Annotated in this window: 21 protein-coding genes; 10 read left to right on the top strand and 11 right to left on the bottom strand. The window is 64.8% G+C overall.

Features of this window, described 5'->3' with window-relative positions:
- On the bottom strand, positions 1–554 hold a 554-nt coding region (locus tag ACCD07_RS04150; protein WP_413446598.1), incomplete at its 3' end, for an ABC transporter ATP-binding protein.
- A complete protein-coding gene (locus tag ACCD07_RS04145; RefSeq protein ID WP_176650462.1) occupies positions 547–1812 on the bottom strand; it encodes a lipoprotein-releasing ABC transporter permease subunit in 1266 nt (421 codons plus the stop codon). The genes ACCD07_RS04150 and ACCD07_RS04145, both read right to left, overlap by 8 nt.
- A gap of 226 nt (positions 1813–2038) precedes the next feature.
- Between ACCD07_RS04145 and ACCD07_RS04140 the strand changes: the two genes are divergently transcribed.
- Entirely contained in the window at positions 2039–3094 is a 1056-nt protein-coding gene (locus ACCD07_RS04140) for a hypothetical protein (RefSeq protein ID WP_413446597.1), read from the top strand.
- 1 nt (position 3095) lies between these two features.
- Entirely contained in the window at positions 3096–4790 is a 1695-nt protein-coding gene (gene recJ, locus ACCD07_RS04135) for a single-stranded-DNA-specific exonuclease RecJ (protein ID WP_176650460.1), read from the top strand.
- Positions 4791–4800: 10 nt separating this feature from the next.
- On the opposite strand, the gene ACCD07_RS04130 is transcribed toward recJ, so the two are convergent.
- Positions 4801–5259, bottom strand: coding sequence for a YybH family protein (locus ACCD07_RS04130; RefSeq protein ID WP_413446596.1), 459 nt, complete (start codon positions 5257–5259; stop codon positions 4801–4803).
- A gap of 82 nt (positions 5260–5341) precedes the next feature.
- Between ACCD07_RS04130 and ACCD07_RS04125 the strand changes: the two genes are divergently transcribed.
- From ACCD07_RS04125 to ACCD07_RS04115, 3 genes are read left to right on the top strand one after another with little or no spacing between them, the layout of a single operon-like run.
- Positions 5342–5779 (top strand): antitoxin Xre/MbcA/ParS toxin-binding domain-containing protein, encoded by a 438-nt coding sequence (locus ACCD07_RS04125; RefSeq protein ID WP_176650458.1) that lies wholly within the window; start codon positions 5342–5344, stop codon positions 5777–5779.
- Entirely contained in the window at positions 5780–6469 is a 690-nt protein-coding gene (locus ACCD07_RS04120; protein WP_176650457.1) for an RES family NAD+ phosphorylase, read from the top strand.
- A 3-nt stretch (positions 6470–6472) separates the two neighbouring features.
- Positions 6473–6802: a DUF2288 domain-containing protein gene (locus ACCD07_RS04115; protein ID WP_413446595.1), complete on the top strand. Its 330-nt coding sequence runs from the start codon at positions 6473–6475 to the stop codon at positions 6800–6802.
- Between the two features lie 6 nt (positions 6803–6808).
- On the opposite strand, the gene ACCD07_RS04110 is transcribed toward ACCD07_RS04115, so the two are convergent.
- Positions 6809–8659, bottom strand: a complete 1851-nt coding sequence (locus ACCD07_RS04110; protein ID WP_413446594.1) for a carbohydrate-binding module family 20 domain-containing protein — start codon at positions 8657–8659, stop codon at positions 6809–6811.
- A gap of 250 nt (positions 8660–8909) precedes the next feature.
- On the opposite strand from ACCD07_RS04110, the gene ACCD07_RS04105 reads away from it, so the two are divergent.
- The 3 genes from ACCD07_RS04105 to ACCD07_RS04095 all read left to right on the top strand — a co-directional run bounded on the left by ACCD07_RS04105 (position 8910) and on the right by ACCD07_RS04095 (position 11354).
- Positions 8910–9596 carry a GntR family transcriptional regulator gene (locus ACCD07_RS04105; RefSeq protein WP_413446593.1) on the top strand — a complete coding sequence of 229 codons (687 nt, stop codon included), beginning with the start codon at positions 8910–8912 and terminating at the stop codon, positions 9594–9596.
- Between the two features lie 115 nt (positions 9597–9711).
- Positions 9712–10647 (top strand): glycoside hydrolase family 43 protein, encoded by a 936-nt coding sequence (locus tag ACCD07_RS04100; protein WP_353398115.1) that lies wholly within the window; start codon positions 9712–9714, stop codon positions 10645–10647.
- On the top strand, positions 10647–11354 hold the full coding sequence (locus ACCD07_RS04095) for a hypothetical protein (RefSeq protein WP_413446592.1): 708 nt from the start codon (positions 10647–10649) through the stop codon (positions 11352–11354). Before ACCD07_RS04100 ends, ACCD07_RS04095 begins: the two co-directional genes overlap by 1 nt.
- Here ACCD07_RS04095 and ACCD07_RS04090 read toward each other — a convergent pair.
- The 3 genes from ACCD07_RS04090 to ACCD07_RS04080 form a co-directional block, all read right to left on the bottom strand.
- Positions 11330–12691, bottom strand: coding sequence for an 8-oxoguanine deaminase (locus tag ACCD07_RS04090; protein ID WP_176650451.1), 1362 nt, complete (start codon positions 12689–12691; stop codon positions 11330–11332). The genes ACCD07_RS04095 and ACCD07_RS04090 overlap by 25 nt on opposite strands.
- A gap of 77 nt (positions 12692–12768) precedes the next feature.
- The gene (locus ACCD07_RS04085) at positions 12769–14127 is read right to left on the bottom strand and encodes a nucleobase:cation symporter-2 family protein (protein ID WP_413446591.1); all 1359 of its coding nucleotides are present in this window, start codon (positions 14125–14127) and stop codon (positions 12769–12771) included.
- 195 nt (positions 14128–14322) lie between these two features.
- Positions 14323–15222, bottom strand: coding sequence for a LysR substrate-binding domain-containing protein (locus ACCD07_RS04080; RefSeq protein ID WP_413446590.1), 900 nt, complete (start codon positions 15220–15222; stop codon positions 14323–14325).
- Between the two features lie 116 nt (positions 15223–15338).
- On the opposite strand from ACCD07_RS04080, the gene ACCD07_RS04075 reads away from it, so the two are divergent.
- Together ACCD07_RS04075 and ACCD07_RS04070 are read left to right on the top strand one after the other, a co-directional pair.
- Entirely contained in the window at positions 15339–15884 is a 546-nt protein-coding gene (locus tag ACCD07_RS04075; RefSeq protein WP_353398100.1) for a carboxymuconolactone decarboxylase family protein, read from the top strand.
- A gap of 24 nt (positions 15885–15908) precedes the next feature.
- Complete coding sequence (locus tag ACCD07_RS04070) at positions 15909–17504, top strand: 2Fe-2S iron-sulfur cluster-binding protein (RefSeq protein WP_413446589.1); 1596 nt, start codon at positions 15909–15911, stop codon at positions 17502–17504.
- On the opposite strand, the gene ACCD07_RS04065 is transcribed toward ACCD07_RS04070, so the two are convergent.
- From ACCD07_RS04065 to ACCD07_RS04050, 4 genes are all read right to left on the bottom strand, one after another.
- A complete protein-coding gene (locus ACCD07_RS04065) occupies positions 17501–19516 on the bottom strand; it encodes an alpha/beta hydrolase domain-containing protein (RefSeq protein WP_413446588.1) in 2016 nt (671 codons plus the stop codon). The genes ACCD07_RS04070 and ACCD07_RS04065 overlap by 4 nt on opposite strands.
- Positions 19517–19527: 11 nt before the next feature.
- On the bottom strand, positions 19528–19983 hold the full coding sequence (locus ACCD07_RS04060; protein ID WP_176650445.1) for a YbaK/EbsC family protein: 456 nt from the start codon (positions 19981–19983) through the stop codon (positions 19528–19530).
- A 59-nt stretch (positions 19984–20042) separates the two neighbouring features.
- Positions 20043–20468 carry an RcnB family protein gene (locus ACCD07_RS04055; protein WP_413446587.1) on the bottom strand — a complete coding sequence of 142 codons (426 nt, stop codon included), beginning with the start codon at positions 20466–20468 and terminating at the stop codon, positions 20043–20045.
- Between the two features lie 79 nt (positions 20469–20547).
- Positions 20548–21621 carry a DUF4272 domain-containing protein gene (locus ACCD07_RS04050; RefSeq protein ID WP_413446586.1) on the bottom strand — a complete coding sequence of 358 codons (1074 nt, stop codon included), beginning with the start codon at positions 21619–21621 and terminating at the stop codon, positions 20548–20550.
- Between the last annotated feature and the right edge of the window lie 5 nt (positions 21622–21626).

Raw genomic sequence — 21626 nt, 5'->3', positions numbered from 1 at the left:
GGGGGGGGGGGGTTCTGGGGGGGGGGGGGGGGGGGGGCGCCCCCCCCGCGGGGGGGGGGCGCCCCCCCCCCCCGCCCCCGCCCCCGGGGGGGCCCCTCGCCGCCCGACAGCTCGCCCGGCACGTGCGTGACACGCTTGGCCAGGTTGACGCGCGCCAGGATCTGCTGCGCGACGCCGGATGCCTCGGCGCGCTTGACGCGCCGTATCATCAGCGGCATCGCCACGTTGTCCAGCGCGCTGAACTCCGGCAGCAGGTGGTGGAACTGATAGACGAAGCCCAGCGAGGCGTTGCGCAGATCGCCGCGCGCCGTTTCGCTCAGGCTGGCGAAGTCCTTGCCCAGCAGGGTGACGCTGCCCTTGGTCGGCGTATCGAGACCGCCCAGCAGGTGCAGCAGCGTCGACTTGCCGGAGCCGGAAGCGCCGACGATGGCCACGCGTTCGCCGCGCCGCACGTCGATGTCGATGCCGTTCAACACCGGCACCGAGTAGGCGCCCTGGGTGAAGGTCTTGCCCAGGCCGCGGCAGGAAAGGACGACGGGTTCGAGGTTACTCATAGCGCAGCGCCTCCGCAGGTTTCACGCGGGCGGCCCACCAGCTTGGATAGATGGTCGCCACGAAGGCCAGCACCACGGCCACGCCGCCGATCTTGAACACGTCCGGCCAGCGCAGGTCGGACGGCACCGTGCTGATGTAGTAAATATCCTTCGACAAGAACTGCACTCCCAATAAATGTTCGATAAACGGCACGATGACGTCGATGTTGAGCGCCACCAGCACGCCGCCGGCCACGCCGATGAAGGTGCCGAGGATGCCGACCAGCGCCCCCTGGATCATGAAGATCTTCATGATCGAACGGGGCGAGGCGCCCAGCGTGCGCAGGATGGCGATGTCGGCCTGCTTGTCGGTCACGGTCATCACTAGGGTCGACACCAGGTTGAAGGCGGCCACCGCGATGATCAGGGTCAGGATGATGAACATCATGCGCTTCTCGGTCTGGACGGCGGCGAACCAGTTGGCGTTGAGCTTGGACCAGTCGCGCATGATCAGGTCGCCCGACATGCTGGCCTTCAGGTCCTGCGCCACTTGCGGCGCGCGGTGCATGTCCGACAGGCGCAGGCGCAGGCCGGCCGGCGCGTCCATGCGCAGCAGTTTTTCGGCGTCGGTCAGGTGAACGAAGGCCAGCGCCGAGTCGAACTCGTTATGGCCTGCCTCGAAGATGCCGACCACGGTGAACGAGCGCAGGCGCGGCAGCACGCCGGCCGGCGTCGGCTGGCCTTGCGCCAGCGCCAGCGTGACTTTCTCGCCGAGGTTGACGCGCAGCGCGCGGGCCAGCTCGATGCCCAGCACGATGTTGTAGCTGCCCGGCTGCAACGCGTTGAAGCTGCCGCGCTTGGTCTGCTTGGCAACGTCTGAGACGCTGGGCTCCTGCTCCGGCAGCACGCCGCGGATGATGGCCGGGCGCAGCACGTCGTCGCGCACCAGCATGCCCTGGGTTTCGGCGAACGGCGCGGCGCCGATCACTTCGGGATTCTTGCGCGCCTCGGCGGCGGCGGCGTGCCAGTCCGGCATCGAACCGCGCGCATCGAAGATCTCGACGTGGGCCAGGACCGACAGCATGCGGTCGGTCACTTCCTTCTGGAAGCCGTTCATCACCGACAGCACGACGATCAGCGCGGCCACGCCGAGGCCGATGCCGGCCATGGAAATCAGGGAGATAAAGGAGATGAAACTGTTACGCCCGCTGCGCTTGCCGGCCCGCGTATAACGCAGGCCGACCAGCCATTCAAAGGGCAGATTCTGGATAATGCTCATGGGCTCCGGAGGCAATCAACATTGGTGAGCCCGCAGTTTGCCACACAATGAGGATTTCATGGGTGAAACACCGCACTGTGCCGCCAGAAAGGCCGGCACTTAAGTGCCGATTAAGCCGCCACAGCCGGTATCGAAGAAGTCGCCTGCCGCGCTTATCTCGGCACTACGGATCAAGCTGGTGCACTAAAATTCGTCCCGCAGGGCCGCGATGCCCTACAATCCCGGGATGACTCAGATTACCCTCGCCCTGCCCTTCGCCCTGCCCCCGCCGGAAATGGCCCCGGACCTGCAGCGCGTGATGCAAACGCCGGCGCTGGCGGCCCTGCTGTCGCGCCACAGCAAACTGGCCACCTTCAATTTTGACAACTCCGGCCGCGTGCTCCCGCATGAAGCCTGGCTGGCCCATGCCCTCGGCCTGGCGCCGGCGCCAAACAGCCCGGACGCCGGCGCGCCGCTGGCCGCCGCTGTGGTGCGCGGCTTCGGCCTCGGCGTCGATGAAGGCTACTGGTTCATGCTGCAACCGGCCCACGTGCAGATCTCGCGCACCCACATGCTGTTGTCCGATCCGCGCCAGCTGCGCCTCGATGCCGCCGACTCGCGCGCGCTGTTCGACCTGGTCCAGCCCTACGCCGAGGAACTCGGCAAGACCATGGTCTACGCCGACGCCAGCCTGTGGCTGATGCGCGCCGACGACTGGGCCGGCCTGAAAACCACCACCGTCGACGCCGTCCTTGGCCAGAGCATGAGCGACTGGCTGCCGGAAGGCGAACACTCGCGCAACTACCGCAAGCTGCAAAACGAGGCGCAGATGCTGTGGCACGAACACCCGGTCAACGAAGCCCGCGCCGCGCGCGGACTGCAGCCGGTCAACGCCTTCTGGCTGTGGGGCGGCGCCGCCGGCGGCACGCCGGCCGAATGCCGCCCCGTCGCCATCGGCGGCGGCCCGCCCTGGATGCAGGCGCTGGCGCAGCCATCCGGCAGCCAGCCGACCGCCGCCACGCTGATCGCGCAGGCCAAGGACAAGGGCCAGGCCACCGCCCTGCTGGCCGACCTGATACCGGACGCCGTGGCCGGCGACTGGGCCGCCTGGCTGGCCATCATGCAGCGCCTGGAACAGCAGTGGTTCGCGCCGCTGCTGGCCGCGCTGAACGACGGCAGCCTCGGCCAGCTGACGCTGGTGGCCAGCCACCGCGACGGCTGGCGTGAAATCAGCACCAGCAAAATGGCGCAGCGAAAATTCTGGCGCAAGCCGAACCTGAACACCTTATTGAGCCCCACCTGACATGACCCGTATCGCCATCCGCCCCTGCCCGTTCCGCGAATCCGAAATGCTGCGCCAGGGCGGCATCCATCCTGTGCTGGCGCGCCTGTATGCGGCGCGCGGCCTGACCGATCCCAAGGAGCTGTCGAGCGAGCTGGCGGCCATGATCCCGCCATCGGGCCTGCTGCACATCGACGTCGCCGCCGTGTTCCTGGCCGACGCCATCGCCGCCGGCAAGCGCATGGTGATCGTCGCCGACTACGACTGCGACGGCGCCACTGCCTGCGCCGTCGCCCTGCGCGGCCTGCGCGCGATGGGCGCCAACATCGACTTCATCGTGCCGAACCGCTTCGAGTACGGCTACGGCCTGACGCCGGAAATCGTCGAACTGACGGCGCGCGAGAAACAGCCCGACATCATCATCACCGTCGACAACGGCATCGCCAGCATCGACGGCGTGGCCGAGGCCAACCGGCGCGGCATCGAAGTGGTCGTCACCGACCACCACCTGCCGGCCGACACGCTGCCGGCCGCGCGCGTGATCGTCAATCCGAACCAGCCGGAGTGCGGCTTCCCGAGCAAGCATATCGCCGGCGTCGGCGTGGTGTTCTACGTGCTGCTGGCCCTGCGCGCCGAACTGCGCAAGCGCGGCGTGTTCGACGCCCAGACCCAGCCCAAGCTGGACAACCTGCTCGACCTGGTGGCGCTGGGCACCGTGGCCGACGTCGTGCGCCTCGATCCGAACAACCGCATCCTGGTGGCGCAGGGACTGAAGCGCATGCGCGCCGGCCGCATGCACGCCGGCGTGGCGGCGCTGTTCCGCGTGGCCGGCCGCGAGCCGCGCACCGCCAATCCCTTCGATCTCGGTTTCGCGCTGGGCCCGCGCCTGAACGCGGCCGGACGGCTGGAAGACATGTCGCTCGGGATCGAATGCCTGATCACCGACGACGAGGGCCGCGCCTGGCAACTGGCGCAGCAGCTCAACGAAATCAACCTGAAACGGCGCGAGATCGAGGCCGAGATGCAGGATGCGGCCCTGCTGCACCTGGACGCGTTCGAGCCGGCCAACAGCAGCACCATCTGCGTGTTCGACGAATCGTGGCACCAGGGCGTGATCGGCATCGTCGCCTCGCGCCTGAAGGAGAAGTTCTTCCGCCCGACGATCACCTTCGCGCCCGGCGCCGACGGCTGGATCAAGGGTTCCGGCCGCTCGATCCCCGGCTTCCACCTGCGCGACGCGCTGGACCTGGTCTACAAGAAGGCGCCGTCGCTGATCGACAAATTCGGCGGCCACGCGATGGCGGCCGGCCTGACCTTGCGCGCCGACGCCTTCGACGCCTTCGCCGCCGCCTTCGAGGAAGTGGGCCGCGCGTGGCTGAGCAAGCAGCAGCTGGAGCGCGTCATCGAAACCGACGGCCCGCTGGAAGATGCCTACTACACCACCGACTTCATCGGCCTGATGGACGGCCAGGTCTGGGGCCAGGGCTTTGCGCCGCCGGTGTTCTGCGACGAGTTCCGCGTGGTGAGCCAGCGCATCCTGAAGGAACGCCACCTCAAGCTGCTGCTGGAGAAAAACGGCGCCCGCTACGACGCCATCTGGTTCGGCCACGTCGATTCGCTGGGCGACCGCGCCAAGGTCGCCTTCCGTCTGGACGCCAACGAATACAACGGCGTCACCAAGGTCCAGCTGATGGTGGAGCATGCCGAGGCGATGTGATCGGATGTGATCACTTGATGCCGCACACCTCGCTGCCGCCGTCGAACACGATGCGCCAGGTGTTCGGCGCTTCCAGCCGCCAGACCGAGTTGAAGCGCGCGATCAGCTTGCCGTCCGGCGCGTAGACCGGGCCAGAAGTCTTGGCCAGCGTGCCCGAGGCCAGCACTTCCACCTGGTCCGGCTCCCACGAGAATGGCGCGTCCGCCTTGACGAAAAACTTCGCCCATTCGGCAGCCACCACCTTCTTGCCGCGCTGGGCCTTGTCGCCGGCCTCGAAAATCGCCTCCTCGGACAAGAAATTGACGAAAGCGGCATGGTCGCGCGCCTTCATCGTGGCCGCGAACGCCCGCTCGACATTGGCCACCTGCTCCTGCACCCCGGTAAAAGCCGGCGCAGCACCTGCGCCAGCCGCCGCCACGGCCGATGCCGCCGCCAGCAGCCCCGCCACCGCCAGATTCATCCATTTCATGTCCAGCCTCCCTTGCTTAGTTGAACCCACATTTGCCATTTTCCCGAAAAAGGAGTATAAGTACTCCATAAACGGAGGATTTATGAATCTTACCTATGCTTACCCCCGCAGCCGCTTCGAGCCTACCATTCTTGTCGACCTGAACGCCAAGGCGGAACGCGAGCGGCTGTCCAAGGCAGCCCTGAAGGGCTTTTTCAAGCTGGCCGCCGCCTGGAAACTGCGCGACGACGACGCCCGCGAACTGCTGGGCGGCATTTCCAGCAGCGCCTACTACGAGTGGAAAAAGCACCCCGAGCGCACGCTGGAGGTGGACTGCATCACGCGCATCTCTTATTTGCTGGGCGTGTACAAGGCGCTGCACATCCTCTACGGCGACAAACTGGCCGACGAATGGATGGCCCTGCCCAACACCAACCTGATCTTCGGCGGCCGCTCGCCGCTGGCCTATATCTCGGCGGGCGGCCTGCCCGCCATGCAAACCTTGCGTCAGCTGCTGGACGCGCGCCGCGGAGGACTGTAAGTGCCGGTCAGCCTGATTCCGCCCTTAACCACGCTGCGCCAGTTTGACACTTTTCGATTGCTGCCCTCGCGTTTTGCCGATCTTGAAGACTCCGTTCTCGCGCCGCTGGCCGACAACGACCAGGATCTGCGTGACCTGTTTGAACTGGATAACGCCACCAACGCGCGCCTGCACGCACAAAACGGCGGCGCAGCCGGCATCACGATGGATGAACTGGTGTTCGGCGTGCCGAACTTCCGCATCGTCAACGCCGCCTTTACCTACGCACGCCCCGAAGGCAGCCGCTTCAACGGCGGCGATCGCGGCGCATGGTATTGCGCCTTCGACGCCGAGACCGCGCTGGCCGAAGTAAGCTTCCACAAAACCGTCGAATACGCGGAGATCAACCGCTTCGACGACAGCGTCCAATACCAGGCCATGCTGGCCGATTTCACCGCACCGTTTCACGACCTGCGCAACCAGCCGCGCTACGACGCATGCCTGGCCCCGGACAGCTACATCGCATCGCAAACGCTGGCCGAGCGCCTGCTGGACGGCGGTTCGCTGGGTGTGATCTACCCCAGCGTGCGGCGCGAAGGCGGCACCAACCTGGCCTGCTTCCGGCCCGCGCTGGTGGGCAATGTGCGCAAAGGACCGGCCTATCGGTTAACATGGCGGGGCAGCCCTGTACCGATTATCGAAATTATCTGAATCATGCAAACCAAACCTGAAAACGACACCGACCTGCGCCTCAAAGTGAACCGCGAAACCGCGCGCCTGCCATGGACCGAACTGCTCAAGCATTTCGCCGCCGGCAACGTGGTGTGGATCGCCAATTCGCTGGACCTGGTCGACGTGGCCGTGCGCATCTCGCACGACGACAAGGCCAACATCGGCCAGTGGATGAACGCCGGCCTGCTCGCCAAGGTCAGCGACGAGCAGGCGGCAGGCTGGCTCGAGACCAACGCCGAACTGTGGGCGGTGGTGGTCAGCCCGTTCATCCTGGTACAGCAGGAAAAAGCCGTACCATCGAGCGTGCACTAAACCTCGTCAGAACTTGAAGCTGCCCGCATCCAGCGTGACCGAACCGCCGCAGGCCGGCGTGGTCGCTTCACGGTTGCCGCTGGCGGTGGACTGATTGCTCTCCCACACGGTGGCGACGCCGTACTTCATGAACTTGTACTGGATCGCCGTCGACGGCGGCAGCTGGAAGGTGCGCGACCAAGGCACGTTGGCGCCGCTGCCTTCGATATTCAGCTGATTGCTGGCGCCCTGCACCCAGTTGCCCAGCTCCGCGCGATTGCCGACCACATAGACGTTCTGCCCGACCACGGTGTTGGCGTTCGCCACGCGGAAGGTCACAGGCACCGTGGTGCAGGTGCCACCGCCGCCGCTGCCGCCGATCTTCTGGTTGATGTGCAGCGCCACTGCAGGCACCGTCGAGCCGCCGTTGGCTGGAATGCTCACGGTGATCATGCCGTTGCTGCCGACCGTTACGCTGTCGCTGGTGCAGGCGGTGCCGCCGGCGTTCAGCGTGCCGTGCACCACGTTGCAGTACGTCCCGGCAGGCAGCAGCGTTTGCAGCGACGCGCTCCATGCCGAGTACTCATTGTTGATCGCGACGAAACCCTTGGCGCCGCGGCCGAAAGCGATCTGGTTGACGGTGCCGTTGGTGAAGTAGTCCACGCCCTGCCCCGACGTCGCCGCGCGGAACGCCACCATGTTGGAGATGTCGCTCCAGCGGTGGATGAAGTCCCAGCTCTGGTTGATCAACGGATTGCCGCTGGCATCGAACGGGCTGGCGCTCGGCGGCGCCTGGTCGTAGTTGGTGAAGCGGAAGCCCGAGTGCAGCTGCGCGCTCCCGTACGGCCAGGCCAGCATGAAGATGTTGGCCAGGTCGTAGCGCTTGGTGCCCTGCGTGTCGTTGGTGGTGCCGGAGACGTAATTGCTGGCCACCAGCGAGCTGCCGTTGCGCTCCGTATCCCAGTTGTTGACGAACACCGTCGCCTTGTCGCTCGGGATGAAGCCCCAGGTACCGCCCCAATTGCCCGGCGTGCCCATGATCGAGCGCACCTGCGAGATATTGGCGCCGTTCTCGTTGCGGAACATGGCCTTGATGGCGAAGGTGTACTGGAACTCGTTCAGCGTGCCGACGCTGTAGTAGTCCGAGCGCACCACATTGCTGTCCGGGATGACCTCCTGCGTGACCCACAGCGTTTCGCCCGAGGTGGTCGTGTGCGTCACGCCGCTCATGATCGCCTGCAGGTCGGACGGCTGCATATGCTTGGCGGCGTCGAAGCGCACGCCGTCCACACCCATGTTGATCAACTTGGTCAGGTAGTTTTTGACCTGCCCCTGCACGTAAGCGCCGTCGGTCTTCAGGTCCGGCAGGCCGCTCAGGCGGCAGAACATGACGTTGTAGCGGTTGCCCGGCGAACCGTAGTCGCCGCCGGCGATGTCGCAGGCCGGATGAAAATCGCTGCTGCTGAAATACGGGTACGCCAGCGTCGTCGAATTCCACGTCGAGCCGTCGGTGGCGGTGCCGGAACCGGCCGCCAGGTGGTTGACCACCACGTCCGCATACACCCGCACCTTGGCCGTGTGGCAGGTGTTGATCATGGCCTGGAACTCGGCTTCGGTGCCCATATTGCTCTTGAGCGTAACGAAGTTCACCGGCTGGTACACATCCCACCACGCGCCCAGGCTGGCGGATGCCTGCGGCGGCGATACCTGCACCGCGCCAAAGCCCTGCGGTCCGAGCCAGTTGGTGCACTCCTTGGCGATGTCGTTCCACTTCCAGCGGAACATTTGCACCGAGGTGTCGGCGGCGTTGAAAGCGGCGTGCGCAGGCGCCAGCGCGGCACCGGCAAGGATGCCGGCGGCCAATAAGGTTTTCTTCATGCTGTCTCCGTGTGTGGTTTGTTTTATGTTTTGGGAAATACTGCATCCCGAATAAAATGTAGCAGAACTACAGTAAACAACAAGCGGAATTCTCTTCATTTTTGACAATCCACTACAGGAATCGCTTCCATTAATTCCCATTGAGACACAGATGTAATGCAATTACGGAGGCAGCACTGCTACGTAGTCAATCTTCCACGGTCCCTGTATGATGGCAAAAAAACGACACTTCGCCACCGCAAGCCACTTCATGCCCACCACCGCCTCCGCCGACAGCGCCAACGACATCGCGAACAACATCGCCGAAGCCATCGCGGCACGCAAGCTGCCGCCCGGGACCAAACTGAGGGAAGAAGCGCTGTGCCGCCTGTACTCGGTCAGCCGCACCAAGATCCGCGCCGCGCTGCTGATACTGTCGAAGGACAAATTGATCGACATGGTGCCGGACAAGGGCGCCGTGGTCAGCCAGCCGAGCGAACAGGAATCGCGCGAGATTTTCGCGGCACGCCGCATCATCGAAGTGGCACTGGCGCGCGAGTTCACCGCCAAGGCCAAGGCTGCCGATTACCGCATGCTGGAAAAGCACTTGAAGGAAGAACGCAGCCTGCTGTCGCAGGCGCCGTCGAAAATGCGCCAGCAATTGCTGGGCGATTTTCACGTGCTGCTGGCCGATGTCGTCGGCAACCAGGTGCTGAAGGAAATCGTGCGCGAGCTGGTCGGCCGCAGCACGCTGATCACCATGTTGTACCAGTCCGAACGCGACGCAGTCTGTTCATCCGATGAGCACAGCGACTTCCTCGCCGCCGCCCGCGCGGGCGACGCGGACAAGGCGGCGGAGCTGATGCTGCACCACCTGAGCCACGTCGAAGCGGCGCTGAATTTCGACGTCAGCACCAGCCCCGCCAAGAAGGACCTGGTCTCCGCGCTGCTCATGTAGCGATACGATTCGCAGTATCGGTACGCCATAAAAATTCATTAGACGCCCGCCCGCACCTGCCGCAGCATGAAATCCTGCATCCAGCAGACACAAAAACACATAAAGCGGAGACGACATGAACAAACAGCTACTCAAGCGATGGGCGGCGGCGACAGCCATGGCCTTCAGCGCCATCGGCGCCATCAACGCACATGCCACCACCTGGACACTCACCGGATCGCTGATCACGCACGACCCCAGCGTCTACAAGGAAAACAGCACCTGGTGGATCACCGAAACCAGCGACACCGGCATCGGCGTGAAGTACTCGCCGGACGGCCACGCGTGGACGCAGGGCGTGAGCATCTTCGGCGGAGGCCTGTCGTGGTGGACGCAGTACAACGGCAACGGCAAAACCGTATGGGCGCCGGACATCCACGTATGGAACGGCAAGGCGATCCTGTACTACGCCGTGTCGACCTTCGGCTCGCAGAAATCGGCCATCGGCCTGGCGACGGCCAGCAGCATCGCCCAAGGCAACTGGACCGACCAGGGCGCCGTGCTGACGTCGGCACCGGGCAACAACTACAACGCCATCGATCCCAACTTCTTCGTCGATAAAGCGGGCCAGCCATGGCTGTCGTTCGGCTCCTTCTGGACCGGGATCTATACCACGCGGGTCGATCCGAACACGCTCAAGCCAACCGGCAGCTGGTATCACCTGGCCGCCGACAGCAGCGGCATCGAGAACTCCTTCATCATGAGCAACGGCTCGTATTACTACCTGTTCGTCTCGAAGGGCAGCTGCTGCGCCGGCGCCAACAGCACCTATCACATCTCCTACGGCCGCTCGACCAGCGTGACCGGGCCGTATCTCGACAAGAACGGCGTCAACATGCTCAATGGCGGTGGCACCACGCTGGACGCGGGCGGCGGACGCTTCATCGCACCGGGCGGCGAGTCGGTGGCGAACGGCGTGATGGTGCGACATGAGCTGGACAGCCAGAACAACTACAACGGCGTGTTGTTCATCAACGACCTGACCTTCAGCAACGGCTGGCCGACTTACTGATGAAAGCCTTGGTGGCATTGACTGCGCTGGCGGCGATGCTGCTGGCGGCGCTGGCGTGGCATGACGCACCGGCGCCGCAGCGCCCTGCCGCCGGTGAAGCCGATGCCACCTCGGCGGCAGCCGCAGCCCAAGCCGGCCGGCCGCCGATCGCGGACGCCGCCGCACAGCGCCTGTTCCGCCAACTCGGCACCCAGGCTCCCGCCCCGCCCGCGCCCGAACTCTCGCTCGCCGACAATCAGGAACTGATTGCAGACTTCGCGCTGCATGCGTTAATGGACAGCTTTCTGCTGAACCGACGTGATGCAAGCCGGATGCAAGCCCTTATCGACCACCTGCGCCGCACGCTCCCCGCCAACGCGGCCGCAGAAGCCATACAGATTGCCACACGCTACCAGGCCTATCTCGTTGTGCACGACGAGCTGCTGGCAGCCCAGAACTTCACCTCCGAAGACGTCGCGTCGCTGGACCTCAACCGCTTGAGCAGCTGGCAACAGCAACGCCAGCAACTACGCGTCCGCATGCTGGGCGAGCGCATCGCACTGGAATGGTTCGGCAACGAGGAGACCTACGCGGTGCAAGCGCTGGACGAATGGCGCCAGCGCGGCAGCGGCCAGGCGCCGCCTTCCGCCGCCAACCAGGACGACCAGGCGCGCCACGACCAGCACATGCGGCAGGCCCTTAATCAACTGGCGGCCAAGGCCAATTGATGCGCCAGCGCGTTGTGGCGCTCGATCACCACCGGCAGGTCGATCGTACACAGCACGCCCTCGCGCACCACCACGCGGCCGTTGATCACGCTATACGACACGTTGGGCGGCGTGCAGAACACCAGCGCCGCCACCGGATCGTGCAACGCACCCGCAAAGCCTATGCCGTCAAGCTTGAACATCGCGATATCGGCCGCCATGCCCGGTTTGAGCGCGCCGATATCGTCGCGGTTCAGCACCTTGGCGCCGCCCAGCGTGGCCACCTCCAACGCCTGCCGCGCCGTCATCGCATCCGGGCCAAAGCCCACGCGCTGCAGCAGCATCGCCTGCCGCACTTCGCCCATCATGTGGCCGGAATCGTTGGAGGCGCAACCATCCACGCCAAGGCCGACCGATACACCGCGGTCCAGCATCTTGCGGATCGGCGCGATGCCTGAAGCGAGCCGCATGTTCGAGCACGGACAGTGCGCGATGCCGGTGCCGGTGCGCGCGAACATGTAGATGCCGTCGTCGTCGAGCTGCACGCAGTGCGCGTGCCAGACGTCGTGGCCCACCCAGCCACAATCCTCGGCGTATTCGGCCGGCGTCATGTTGAATTTTTCGCGGCTGTAGGCGATGTCGTTGGCGTTTTCCGCCAAGTGCGTATGCAGCGACACGCCGAAGCTGCGCGCCATTGCCGCCGACTCCTTCATCAAATCGCGCGAGACGGAAAACGGCGAACATGGCGCCACCACGATGCGCTGCATCGCATGGCGGCCGGCGTCGTGATAGGTTTCGATCAGGCGCTGCGTATCCCTGAGAATGGCGCCCTCCTCCTCGACCACCCGGTCCGGCGGCAAGCCGCCCTTGGACTGGCCCACGCTCATCGAGCCGCGCGCCGCGTGGAAGCGCATGCCAATCTTGCGGGCGGCTTCGATGCTGTCATCGAGCTTGCAGCCGTTAGGATAAATGTAGAGGTGATCGCTGCTGGTGGTACAGCCGGACAGTATCAGCTCCGACATCGCCGCCAGTGTCGACACGTTGACCATTTCCGGCGTCAGGTTGGCCCAGATCGGATACAGATTGGTCAGCCAGTTAAACAGCTCGCCGTTCTGAGCGGCGGGAATCACGCGCGTCAGGCTCTGGTACATATGGTGGTGCGTGTTGACCAGGCCGGGCATCACGACGTGACTGGCGGCGTCGATGACTTCATCGGCTTCCTTCGGCAGATCGGCGCTGTTGCCAACCTGCTCGATCACGTTGTCCCGTATGAAGACGGCGCCATCGGCGATTTCGCGGCGCTCGTCGTCCATCGTCACCAGTACGCGCGCATTTTTGATCAGTAGGGTTTTAGTCATAAGTTCTATGATGATTAAACACTGCGGAAACAATGCGCGGGCACTGCGGAAACAGCGGGGTTAATAATGAAAGTATTTTAAGCCGCTTCACGCTCGGAAGTTAAAAAAGCCTGCGGCACATCTTCCTCTTCATCGTCATCGGTCTTTTCGACCGGACGTTCCGGCAGCACCAGGTTCAACGCCACCGCCACCAGCGCGCCGACCGTGATGCCCGAGCCGAACACCTCTTTGACGAACGCCGGCAACTTGGACAGCAACTCAGGCCGCACCGTCACCGCCAGTCCGCAGCCGATCGCCACGGCCATGATGATGCCATTGCGCTTGGTGTGCTCGACATGGCTCAGCAATTGTACGCCGGCCGAAATGATCATCGCGAACATCATCAGGCCCGCGCCGCCCAGCACCGGCTGCGGAATCGTCACGACCACCGCTCCCAATATCGGGAACAGGCCGGCGAGGAACAGCATCACGCCGGTCAGCGCGACCACGTGGCGGCTGGCCACGCCCGTCAGCGACACCACGCCGACATTCTGCGCAAAGGTAGACACCGGTGGGCTGGACATCAGCGCGGCGAAGGCCGAGCCGACGCCGTCGCACAGGATGCCGCGCGCCAGCGTCTTGCCGCGCATCTTGGTGTTGGTGGCGGCGCCCAGCGCCATGAAGGTGCCGGTGGTTTCCACCATCGTCACCAGGTAGGCGATGCCCATTGCGACGATGCCGCTGATCGGGAAGCTCATGCCGTAATGGAGCGGCTGCGGCAGCGCGAACACCGGCGCGTTCCGGACCTGCGAAAAGTCGATCATGCCAAGAGAAACACAGACCATGTAGCCGATGAACATGCCGATCACCACCGCCGCCGCCGACACGATGCCCTTGCCGAATTGGACCAGCATGATGACCGTGACCAGCACAAACGCGGCGATGCCCAGGTTGAGCGGCGAACCATAGACGGCGCCCGGCGCATGGCCGCCCGCCGCCCAGTCCACCGCCACCGGCACCAGCGACAGGCCGATCATCGTCACCACCACGCCGGTGACGGCATGCGGGAACAGCTTGCGTATCTTCGGCATGAAGCAGCTGCCGACGATCATCACCAGCGACGCTGCCAGCGAGGAGCCGAGGATGGCCGGTACGCCGTGTTCCAGGCCGACGCTGATGGCCGCGCCGACAAAGGCGAAGCTGGTGCCCATGACGCAAGGAAGCCTGATGCCGACAGGGCCCACGCCTTTGCACTGGATGATGGTGACGATGCCGGAGCCAAGCAGCGCGGCGTTGATCAGGGTGATGATCTGGTCCGCCGGGAGTTTGAGCGCGGCGCCCACCACCAGCGGCACGGCGATGATGCCGCCCAGCGCCGCCAGCATGTGCTGCGCCGCCAGCAGTACGGTCATAAACAAGGGTGGTCGATCCTCGACCTGAAATAACAAATGATTCATAAGCGCGTCTCCGTCAGTCTCTTTTATATGGGCGTTACTTTGCAACTACTGCCCGCGCGGCCTGCCCTTAACCGTGCGTAGAAATCGTGCCTAGCAACGCTGCAGCTTGTGACCGAGCGCTTTATTGAGGACGATATTGCGCCTCGCCGGATACATTGTCAACGAATTTTGTATACAATTTTTGAATGCGCATTGCTAGTTCAACGCACTGTCGGCGCTCAACGCGGCGATCGCCATATCGAGGAAGGCCCGCACTTTGCGGGAGGACTGGCGGCCTTCGTGATGCACCACGCTGACCGGCACCGGCGGCGTCTCGTATCTGCCCAGTACCGTCTTCAATCGGCCGGCAGCCAGGTGCGGCGCCGCCATGTAGGAGATCACGCGGGTGATGCCGAAGCCGTCCAGCGCCGCGCGCAAGGCGGCGTCGTTGCTGGTGCTGCTCAGGCGCGGGTGCACCTTTACCGTCGTCGGTTTGCCGTCCCGTTCAAACCGCCAGTCGTTGGTGGCCACCACCGCCGTGGCCGCGATGAGGTCGTGGCGCCCCAGGTCTTCCGGGGTGGCGGGGATGCCACGGGCGTCCAGATATGCAGGCGAAGCGCACAGCACCTGCCGCACCTGCCCCACGCGCACCGCCTGGTAGCTCGAGTCGGGCAGCGCGCCGATACGGATCGCCGCGTCCACGCCCTCGTCCATCATGTTGACCACACGGTCGAGGAAGCGGCATTCGACGTCCGTCTCCGGATAGCGCCGCAGGTATTCGGTGACGATGGGCGTAACGTACATCGCACCGAACATCACCGAGGCGGTGATCACCAGCTTGCCGCGCGGTGCGCCGTGCGAGCCGGCGGCGGAGGTCTCCGTCTCCGCCACGTCGGCCAGGATGCGGCGGCAATCGGCTGCGTAGCGAGCCCCGACCTCGGTCACCCGCACCACGCGCGTGGTGCGCACCAGCAGGCGCACGCCCATGCTCTCCTCCAGCTCGGTGACGGCGCGTGTGACCACCGGTGGCGAGATCCGCAGCTTGCGCGCGGCCGAGGCGAAACCACCTTCGTCGACGATGGCCACGAAGATCGCCATGGCAGAGAGCTTGTCCATATTATTCCTGATTTAGAAATAGTTCATTGTGAATTCAATGGATTCTCATTATCCGCCATATCGATGAAACTGCAATTGTTCGCTGAACAAACAAACCAACCCAAAGGAGAAACACCATGACCCGTATCGCCACCATCGAAACCGCCACCGCCAACGCAGAACAGAAAGCCCTGCTGGACGCCATCCAGGGCCAACTCGGCATGGTGCCCAACTTCCTCAAGGTCTTCGCCAATTCGCCGGTCGCCCTGCGCGCCTTCCTCGGCCTGCACGGCATCGCTAACGGCGGCACACTGGACGCGCCGACCCGCGAACGCATCGCGCTGGCGCTGGCACAGCAAAACGGCTGCGAATACTGCGTTTCAGCCCACACGGCCATCGGCCGCAAAGCCGGCTTGAGCGGTGACGAGATGACCGCCGCCCGCAATGGCGGCAGCGAAGATGCCCAAGCCGCCGTGGCGGTGAAGTTCGCGCAAAGCCTGATGGAAAAGAAAGGCGAGATCAGCGCCGTGGAACTGGCCGAGATTCGAGGCGCGGGCTACAGCGAATCCGACATCGTCGAAATCATCACCCATGTCGGCATGAACTTCCTGACCAACATCCTGGGCAAAGCCAGCCGCGTGGAAATCGACTTTCCGAAAGTCGAGCTGAAAATCGCCGCCTGATTCATTTCAATCGAGGAGAGCATCATGGGACGTGCCTATTCCGATATCACCTTTACGCCCACCGTGCGTGAGGTTCAGAGCAGCATGGGCAGCCGCGCCCAATATGCTTTCCTCGACGAGATGCAAAACCGGCAGGACAGCCTGGGGCGGAGGGAAATCGCCTTCGTCGAGGAGCGCGATCACTTCTTCCAGGCGACCGTCAGCGAGACAGGATGGCCATATGTCCAGCATCGCGGCGGCCCCCAGGGCTTCCTGCGCGTTATCGACGGCAAGACGCTGGCGTTCGCCGATTTCAGCGGCAACGTGCAGTACCTCAGCGTCGGCAACCTGAAAAAGGATGACCGCATTTCGATGATACTGATCGACTATGCGGAACAGGTACGCCTCAAGATCATCGGCCGCGCGCGGACGGTGGAAGCGGCCGACGATCCGGAACTGATGGAGCAGCTGCGCATGCCGGGCTATCCGGCGCGCATCGAACGGGCCTTCATCATCACCGTGGAAGGCTACGACTGGAACTGCCCGCAGCACATCACGCCGCGCTTCACGGAAGCAGAGGTCAGCCGGATGGCGGCGCCGCTGCACGCGCAGGTGAAGCGCCTGAAAGAGCAACTGGCAGCCGCCGACGCCACGCCACGCGCGGTGCAGCGCTCCGTCCTTGGCAATGGCCCGCTGGCACTGACCATTACCGGCGTGCGCCAGCTGACACCCCGCGTTCGCGCCTACGAGCTGCGTAGCGCGGACGGCTCACCGTTGCCGCCGGTGCAGGCCGGCGCGCACATCGACGTGCCGGTCACGCTGCCCGACGGCGTCAGCGCCACGCGCCGCTATTCGATCGCATCCAATCCGCTGCTGACCAACAGCTACGAAATCGCCGTGCTGCGTGAGGACGACGGCGCCGGCGGCTCACAAGGCGTGCACGCCGAATACCGCCTTGGACTGGAACTGCGGTGCGCCCTGCCCGGCATCGACTTCGCGCTGTCGGACGAGCCCGCGCCAGTCCTGCTGATCGCCGGTGGCATCGGCATCACGCCCGTCAAGGCGATGGCCCACACGCTCGTGGCGCAGGGACGAAACTTTGTATTGCACTACGCTGTGCGCTCACGTGCCGAGGCTCCGTATCTCGACCAACTGGCGGCGGAATTCGGCGACCGGCTGGTCATCCACGCCTCCAATGAAAACAGCCGCATGGACCTGGCCAGCGTGATCGCCCTCGCCGGCCCGGACACCGTGATCTACACCTGCGGACCGGAGCGGCTGATAGACGCAGTACGGCGCGAGGCAGTCAACGCCGGCATTCCCGCCGCGCGCGTGCACTTCGAGCGCTTTGCCGCGAACACGGCTCGCGCCGGCGACCAGCCGGTATTCGTAACGCTGCGACGCAGCGGCAAAGTGGTGGAAGTAGCGGCCGGCACCAGCATCCTGGACGCCGTGCAGGCCGCAGGCGTCGCGGCGCCCGCCTCCTGCCGCATCGGCAACTGCGGTGCCTGTGCGGTCAACGTGCTGGAAGGCTCGCCGGACCATCGGGACGATGCCCTGACGCCAGAAGAGCACGCGCAAGGCCGCATGTGCATCTGCGTCTCGCGCGCCAACGGCCCTGCCCTGACGCTGGATCTTTAAGGCGTGGCGTACAGGTAGCCGCAACCATTGTCGGCGGGATCTCGCGCCATGATGCGGTCGTATAGTCCGAGATTGCCGGCCATCGTGCGCTCCACGTCCTCCGGCAACAGCAGCCCGGCAGCGAGCTGGCGATCGGCGGCGGCACGGACGGCGGCAGCGAAATCGTCACGCTTGGGATAGCGCGCCTCCAGGCTCGGACGAGGGTCGCCGGCTGCAAGGCGCTCGGCCTCGGTGCGCGCGAACGGTACAAAGCTGCCGTCGAAGCGCGAAGTGGCCCAGGCGAAGCCGGTTTCCGGCGCGCGAAGATTCCAACCAGTGTGGGTGCCCAGCGGTGCCTGCACTTCCACCAGCCGCACGCCGCCCTTGTCGTTGCCGTCCGCATCGGGCACCGGCACGCGGGTTTCGTAGTCGTCACCGCGTTTCGGCAGGCCCGCGCCACGGCTGAAGTCCAGGCGGGGCTCTCGCAGATTCTGTTCAGGAGGCGTCAGGCCGAAGCCCTTGGGGAAGATGGCGCGATAGTCCGCCACCGTGGTCAGCGTGCCGTCAGCCAGTTGCGGATAAGCACTGGCCGGCGGCTGCTTACCCTTGACAGTCCAGTCATCCAAAGCCAGCACCAGCGCGCGCATCGGCAGGTAGTGGTCGCTGGTCGACACACAGGCCGTGAAAGGCGCCACGGTGCGCGAGCGGCCCACATAATGCTGGGCACCCATGAAGGCGTAGATGCGCACATTGTCGGCCGGCGCCACATCCTGCGCGCCATCGGGTGTGGTGGCGATCAGCGAGGCGCCGCGGTTCCAGAACTCCGTCGATGTATTGGCGAAGAAGAGCTTGGGCAGCCTGCCCTGCTTGTCGCGCGCCTTGTCGAGGAAGGAAGCCGTCTTGCCGCTGACCGGGTCGCGCGATGGCGCGGTGGTGAACGGGAAGGCGTCCGCCGGATACTCGTGCTCCTCCATCATCGACGGATGGCGGGTCGGCTGCGCGAAGCGGCTGTTGAAGCCCGCGCTGCCGCCGGCTCCCGGCACATGCAGGTAGGCACCGTTGAAGGCCAGGCGGCCGGATTCATCGACATTCAAACCGTCGTGCAGCATGCGGCCGATCACGCGGCCGGACTGGCTGATGCCGAACATCAGCACGTTCTTCGGTGCGGCCGCGCCCTCAAACGGCTTGTCGCGGAAGTAGGACAGCAGGTCGCGTATGCCGGCCAGACCGGCACCAGTGACGTAAGGATCCTTGGCCACGTAAGTCAGCTCGTAGATCGTGCCGGGTTTGAAGCCGCCTTCCAGCTGCACGCGCCCCGGCCCGCCCGCCTGCTCCGGCGCGACGAAATGCCAGCTGCTGCGCGGGATCGGGCGGCGCTTGTCTTGCGGACGCGCGCGCTCGGTCAGCTGGGCATGAGGATCTTCCGGCCTGGCCGGCTCATAGGTCAGGCCGCGCATGCCGGCATAGGTGGCGACATCGGCCGCCGCGTTCACCGTGAATTCGTTGTACACCTTGCCCTTGACGCCCTTGGCCACCGGCGGCGCAAACACCAGCGGCCGCGCACCGGCCGGCGGCGGCGCCACGTCCCAGGTCCAGGCGGAGAACAGCAGCGAAAAACCGTGGCGCATCAGGAAGCCATCGCCGGCATCGGCCGCCGTGGTTGGATCGTTATGGGCCGGGCTGCGGCCGTTGATCTGTCCCAGCATGGCGATGCCGCCACGGTTGTTGACGTCGTAGATCAACGTCGATGGCTGGCCGCTGGTTGGCCGCAACAGCACGAACTCGCTGGAGAACAGCACGCGGCCACGCGCATCGCGCGGCGCCAGTTTCAGATCCGTGATGGCGGCGTTGGCGGCAGCCTTGGGATCGAGCGCGAAGTAGGCAACGCCGCGTATTTTTTCATAGGCACCGGCCTCGCCAAAGCTGACACCGGGCGCGAACGCTATGCGCTCCTTGATCTCGATACGCTCGACCGCCGCCTGTGCGCTCAACGATATGGCCGCAATCGCGGCACCCATTGCCAGCTTCTTCATCCTCGCGCTCCTTAGCACACGTCCACCCACTGCCCTTGCGTGACAGACGCCATCAACGCCGGAGTGATGCGCACGGCACTGTTGACCGAGCCTGCGGCGGGCAGCACTTCATCAAAATTATTCAGCGAATGATCGAGGTAGACCGGCAGCGCTTGCGCCAGGCCGAACGGGCAGACGCCGCCCACCGGATGACCGGTCGCTTCGGCGACTTCCTCGGGCGCCAGCATCTTGCCCTTGCCGAAGGCTTGCTTGAACTTGCGGTTGTCGATGCGGGCGATGCCGCTGGCCACCAGCAGGATCACGCGGCCTTCGCCGACGCGGAACGCCAAGGTCTTGGCGATGCGGCCGGGTTCGACGCCATGCGCTTCAGCCGCCAGCGCCACCGTGGCGGTGCTGACGTCGAGCTCCATGATGGGTGGATGAAGATCGCGGGAGAGAAAGAATTCGCGTACCGATTGCAGGCTCATAAAAAAAATGCTGGACAGTTTGAACTGTCCAGCAGTGTAGCAGAGCGGCGAACGCTCTTTTAGTTATTCAGCAGCAGGTTGGCGATGATGCCGGTGGCAATGGCGACCAGCACGTAATCGCCGCCGGTCTGCACCCAGTGGTAGCCGCGTGGAGGCGCATTCAGGTGGTGGCCGCGCCAGTCGTCGACGACGTATTGATGGCCGCGATATTCATTCGGCAGGCGGCCGCCCTTGCGCAGGTCATGGCGCGGTCCGGCACCGCGATTCGGGCCGCGGTCGTCGTCGTGATGGTAGTCGGCGCGGTCGTTGCGGCGTTCGTCGCTACGATCGTAGCGATTGTCGTTGCGATTGTCGTGACGATCATCCTTCTTCATCTGCCCAGGCGCGTCGCGGCGGCCGTTGTCGTGACGGTCCTGCGCGGATGCGGAGCCGATGCCGGCAACGCTTGCAGCCAATATGGCGGCGATAATCATATTCTTGTTCATTTCAGCTCCCTTGGGTTGCGCTTCGATGATCCAATATACTGCGCCGGTCGCCATAGTTCCGTACGGTAACGTACATTGCTCAGGTCGGTGTATCGACGTCGTCCCAGTCACGGTCTTCAAAGCGCACCAGCCAGTTCAGCGCCAGGTGGCGCTCCTGCAGCACGCCATCGTTGAGACCTGCCGGAGCCGGGGTCTTTTTCAGTATCGCCTGGCGCGTGGCCCAATGCAGCCGGTAGTGCAGATCCAGCGCGTCCAGCAGCTCGCCGGCCGGACGCATGGCCAGCTGCTTGCGCAAGCCGTCGGTTCCCCGCTCGATGACGGTGCGCGAGATCGCCGCCACGTCGCAGATCGCGTCGGCGAACGGCAGCGCATCCTGCAGGCCCAATACCCATTGCAGCACCAGGATGGCCTCGTAGCGCCACAGGAATTGGGCGGTCTCCTGCTCGCTGGGTTCTTCCTGCGCGAGATAGGCGCGCTCCGCGTCGGTCAGGCCGGCGAATGCGGGCGGAAAGCGTTCTTGCAGATCATCGACGGCGATAGCCCGGCCGCCAGCCAGCGACTCGGCGCGGATCGCAACCACGAACAGGGCCAGCATCCGGCGCAGCACATCCTCCGGCGTTCGCAGGCGCAGTTCCGGCTCGGAGACCAGCGGCGGCAACGTGGCCGGCACCATGATCTTGTACGCGGCGAGCAGCTCGTCGGAACGCGCCTTGCGCCGCCAGGCCTGCGGCGGGTACGGCACGACGGCCTTCGGGTCGCCGTTGTCGCCGGCGGCGGACAGCAGGATGCGCCCCTGCGGATCGCGCACGCTGCCGTCTTCCATGAACACGACGGCGTTTGCCGCTTCCGCCCATGCGCCGAAGCTGTCCATGGCGCCTGGCTCGATGGACAGGCTGACATGCTGCTGCACGCGCTGAAGATGGCGAATCACGTGGTACCGCAGTTGCGTCATCTGGCCTTGGCCGGCCTGAGCCAGGTGGTTCATGAAGCCGTTGAGATGCGGTGGCAATTCGGGATCGGACAGGCCGCGCCGGGCATGGAGCACATGCGGGAAGCCGGGCTTGGGAGCGTCGGCGACCGTGCAGTAGGCGTTGATCAGGATGTGGTTGCTGGTATCTTTTGGGAAGAACAGTTGCTTGATTCGGTTGAGCATAAATT

This window comes from Duganella sp. Dugasp56 (genome assembly GCF_047304105.1).
Taxonomy (GTDB): domain Bacteria; phylum Pseudomonadota; class Gammaproteobacteria; order Burkholderiales; family Burkholderiaceae_D; genus Rugamonas; species Rugamonas hordei.
Note: the sequence above shows the minus strand (reverse complement) of the source record. Positions and strands in the feature narration are given on the sequence as shown.

Coding starts and splice junctions, on each gene's coding strand:
- ACCD07_RS04145 (WP_176650462.1), bottom strand. CDS start 1,812: ATGAGCATTATCCAGAATCTGCCCTTTGAATGGCTGGTCGGCCTGCGT.
- ACCD07_RS04140 (WP_413446597.1), top strand. CDS start 2,039: ATGACTCAGATTACCCTCGCCCTGCCCTTCGCCCTGCCCCCGCCGGAA.
- recJ (WP_176650460.1), top strand. CDS start 3,096: ATGACCCGTATCGCCATCCGCCCCTGCCCGTTCCGCGAATCCGAAATG.
- ACCD07_RS04130 (WP_413446596.1), bottom strand. CDS start 5,259: ATGAAATGGATGAATCTGGCGGTGGCGGGGCTGCTGGCGGCGGCATCG.
- ACCD07_RS04125 (WP_176650458.1), top strand. CDS start 5,342: ATGAATCTTACCTATGCTTACCCCCGCAGCCGCTTCGAGCCTACCATT.
- ACCD07_RS04115 (WP_413446595.1), top strand. CDS start 6,473: ATGCAAACCAAACCTGAAAACGACACCGACCTGCGCCTCAAAGTGAAC.
- ACCD07_RS04110 (WP_413446594.1), bottom strand. CDS start 8,659: ATGAAGAAAACCTTATTGGCCGCCGGCATCCTTGCCGGTGCCGCGCTG.
- ACCD07_RS04105 (WP_413446593.1), top strand. CDS start 8,910: ATGCCCACCACCGCCTCCGCCGACAGCGCCAACGACATCGCGAACAAC.
- ACCD07_RS04100 (WP_353398115.1), top strand. CDS start 9,712: ATGAACAAACAGCTACTCAAGCGATGGGCGGCGGCGACAGCCATGGCC.
- ACCD07_RS04095 (WP_413446592.1), top strand. CDS start 10,647: ATGAAAGCCTTGGTGGCATTGACTGCGCTGGCGGCGATGCTGCTGGCG.
- ACCD07_RS04090 (WP_176650451.1), bottom strand. CDS start 12,691: ATGACTAAAACCCTACTGATCAAAAATGCGCGCGTACTGGTGACGATG.
- ACCD07_RS04085 (WP_413446591.1), bottom strand. CDS start 14,127: ATGAATCATTTGTTATTTCAGGTCGAGGATCGACCACCCTTGTTTATG.
- ACCD07_RS04080 (WP_413446590.1), bottom strand. CDS start 15,222: ATGGACAAGCTCTCTGCCATGGCGATCTTCGTGGCCATCGTCGACGAA.
- ACCD07_RS04075 (WP_353398100.1), top strand. CDS start 15,339: ATGACCCGTATCGCCACCATCGAAACCGCCACCGCCAACGCAGAACAG.
- ACCD07_RS04070 (WP_413446589.1), top strand. CDS start 15,909: ATGGGACGTGCCTATTCCGATATCACCTTTACGCCCACCGTGCGTGAG.
- ACCD07_RS04065 (WP_413446588.1), bottom strand. CDS start 19,516: ATGAAGAAGCTGGCAATGGGTGCCGCGATTGCGGCCATATCGTTGAGC.
- ACCD07_RS04060 (WP_176650445.1), bottom strand. CDS start 19,983: ATGAGCCTGCAATCGGTACGCGAATTCTTTCTCTCCCGCGATCTTCAT.
- ACCD07_RS04055 (WP_413446587.1), bottom strand. CDS start 20,468: ATGAACAAGAATATGATTATCGCCGCCATATTGGCTGCAAGCGTTGCC.
- ACCD07_RS04050 (WP_413446586.1), bottom strand. CDS start 21,621: ATGCTCAACCGAATCAAGCAACTGTTCTTCCCAAAAGATACCAGCAAC.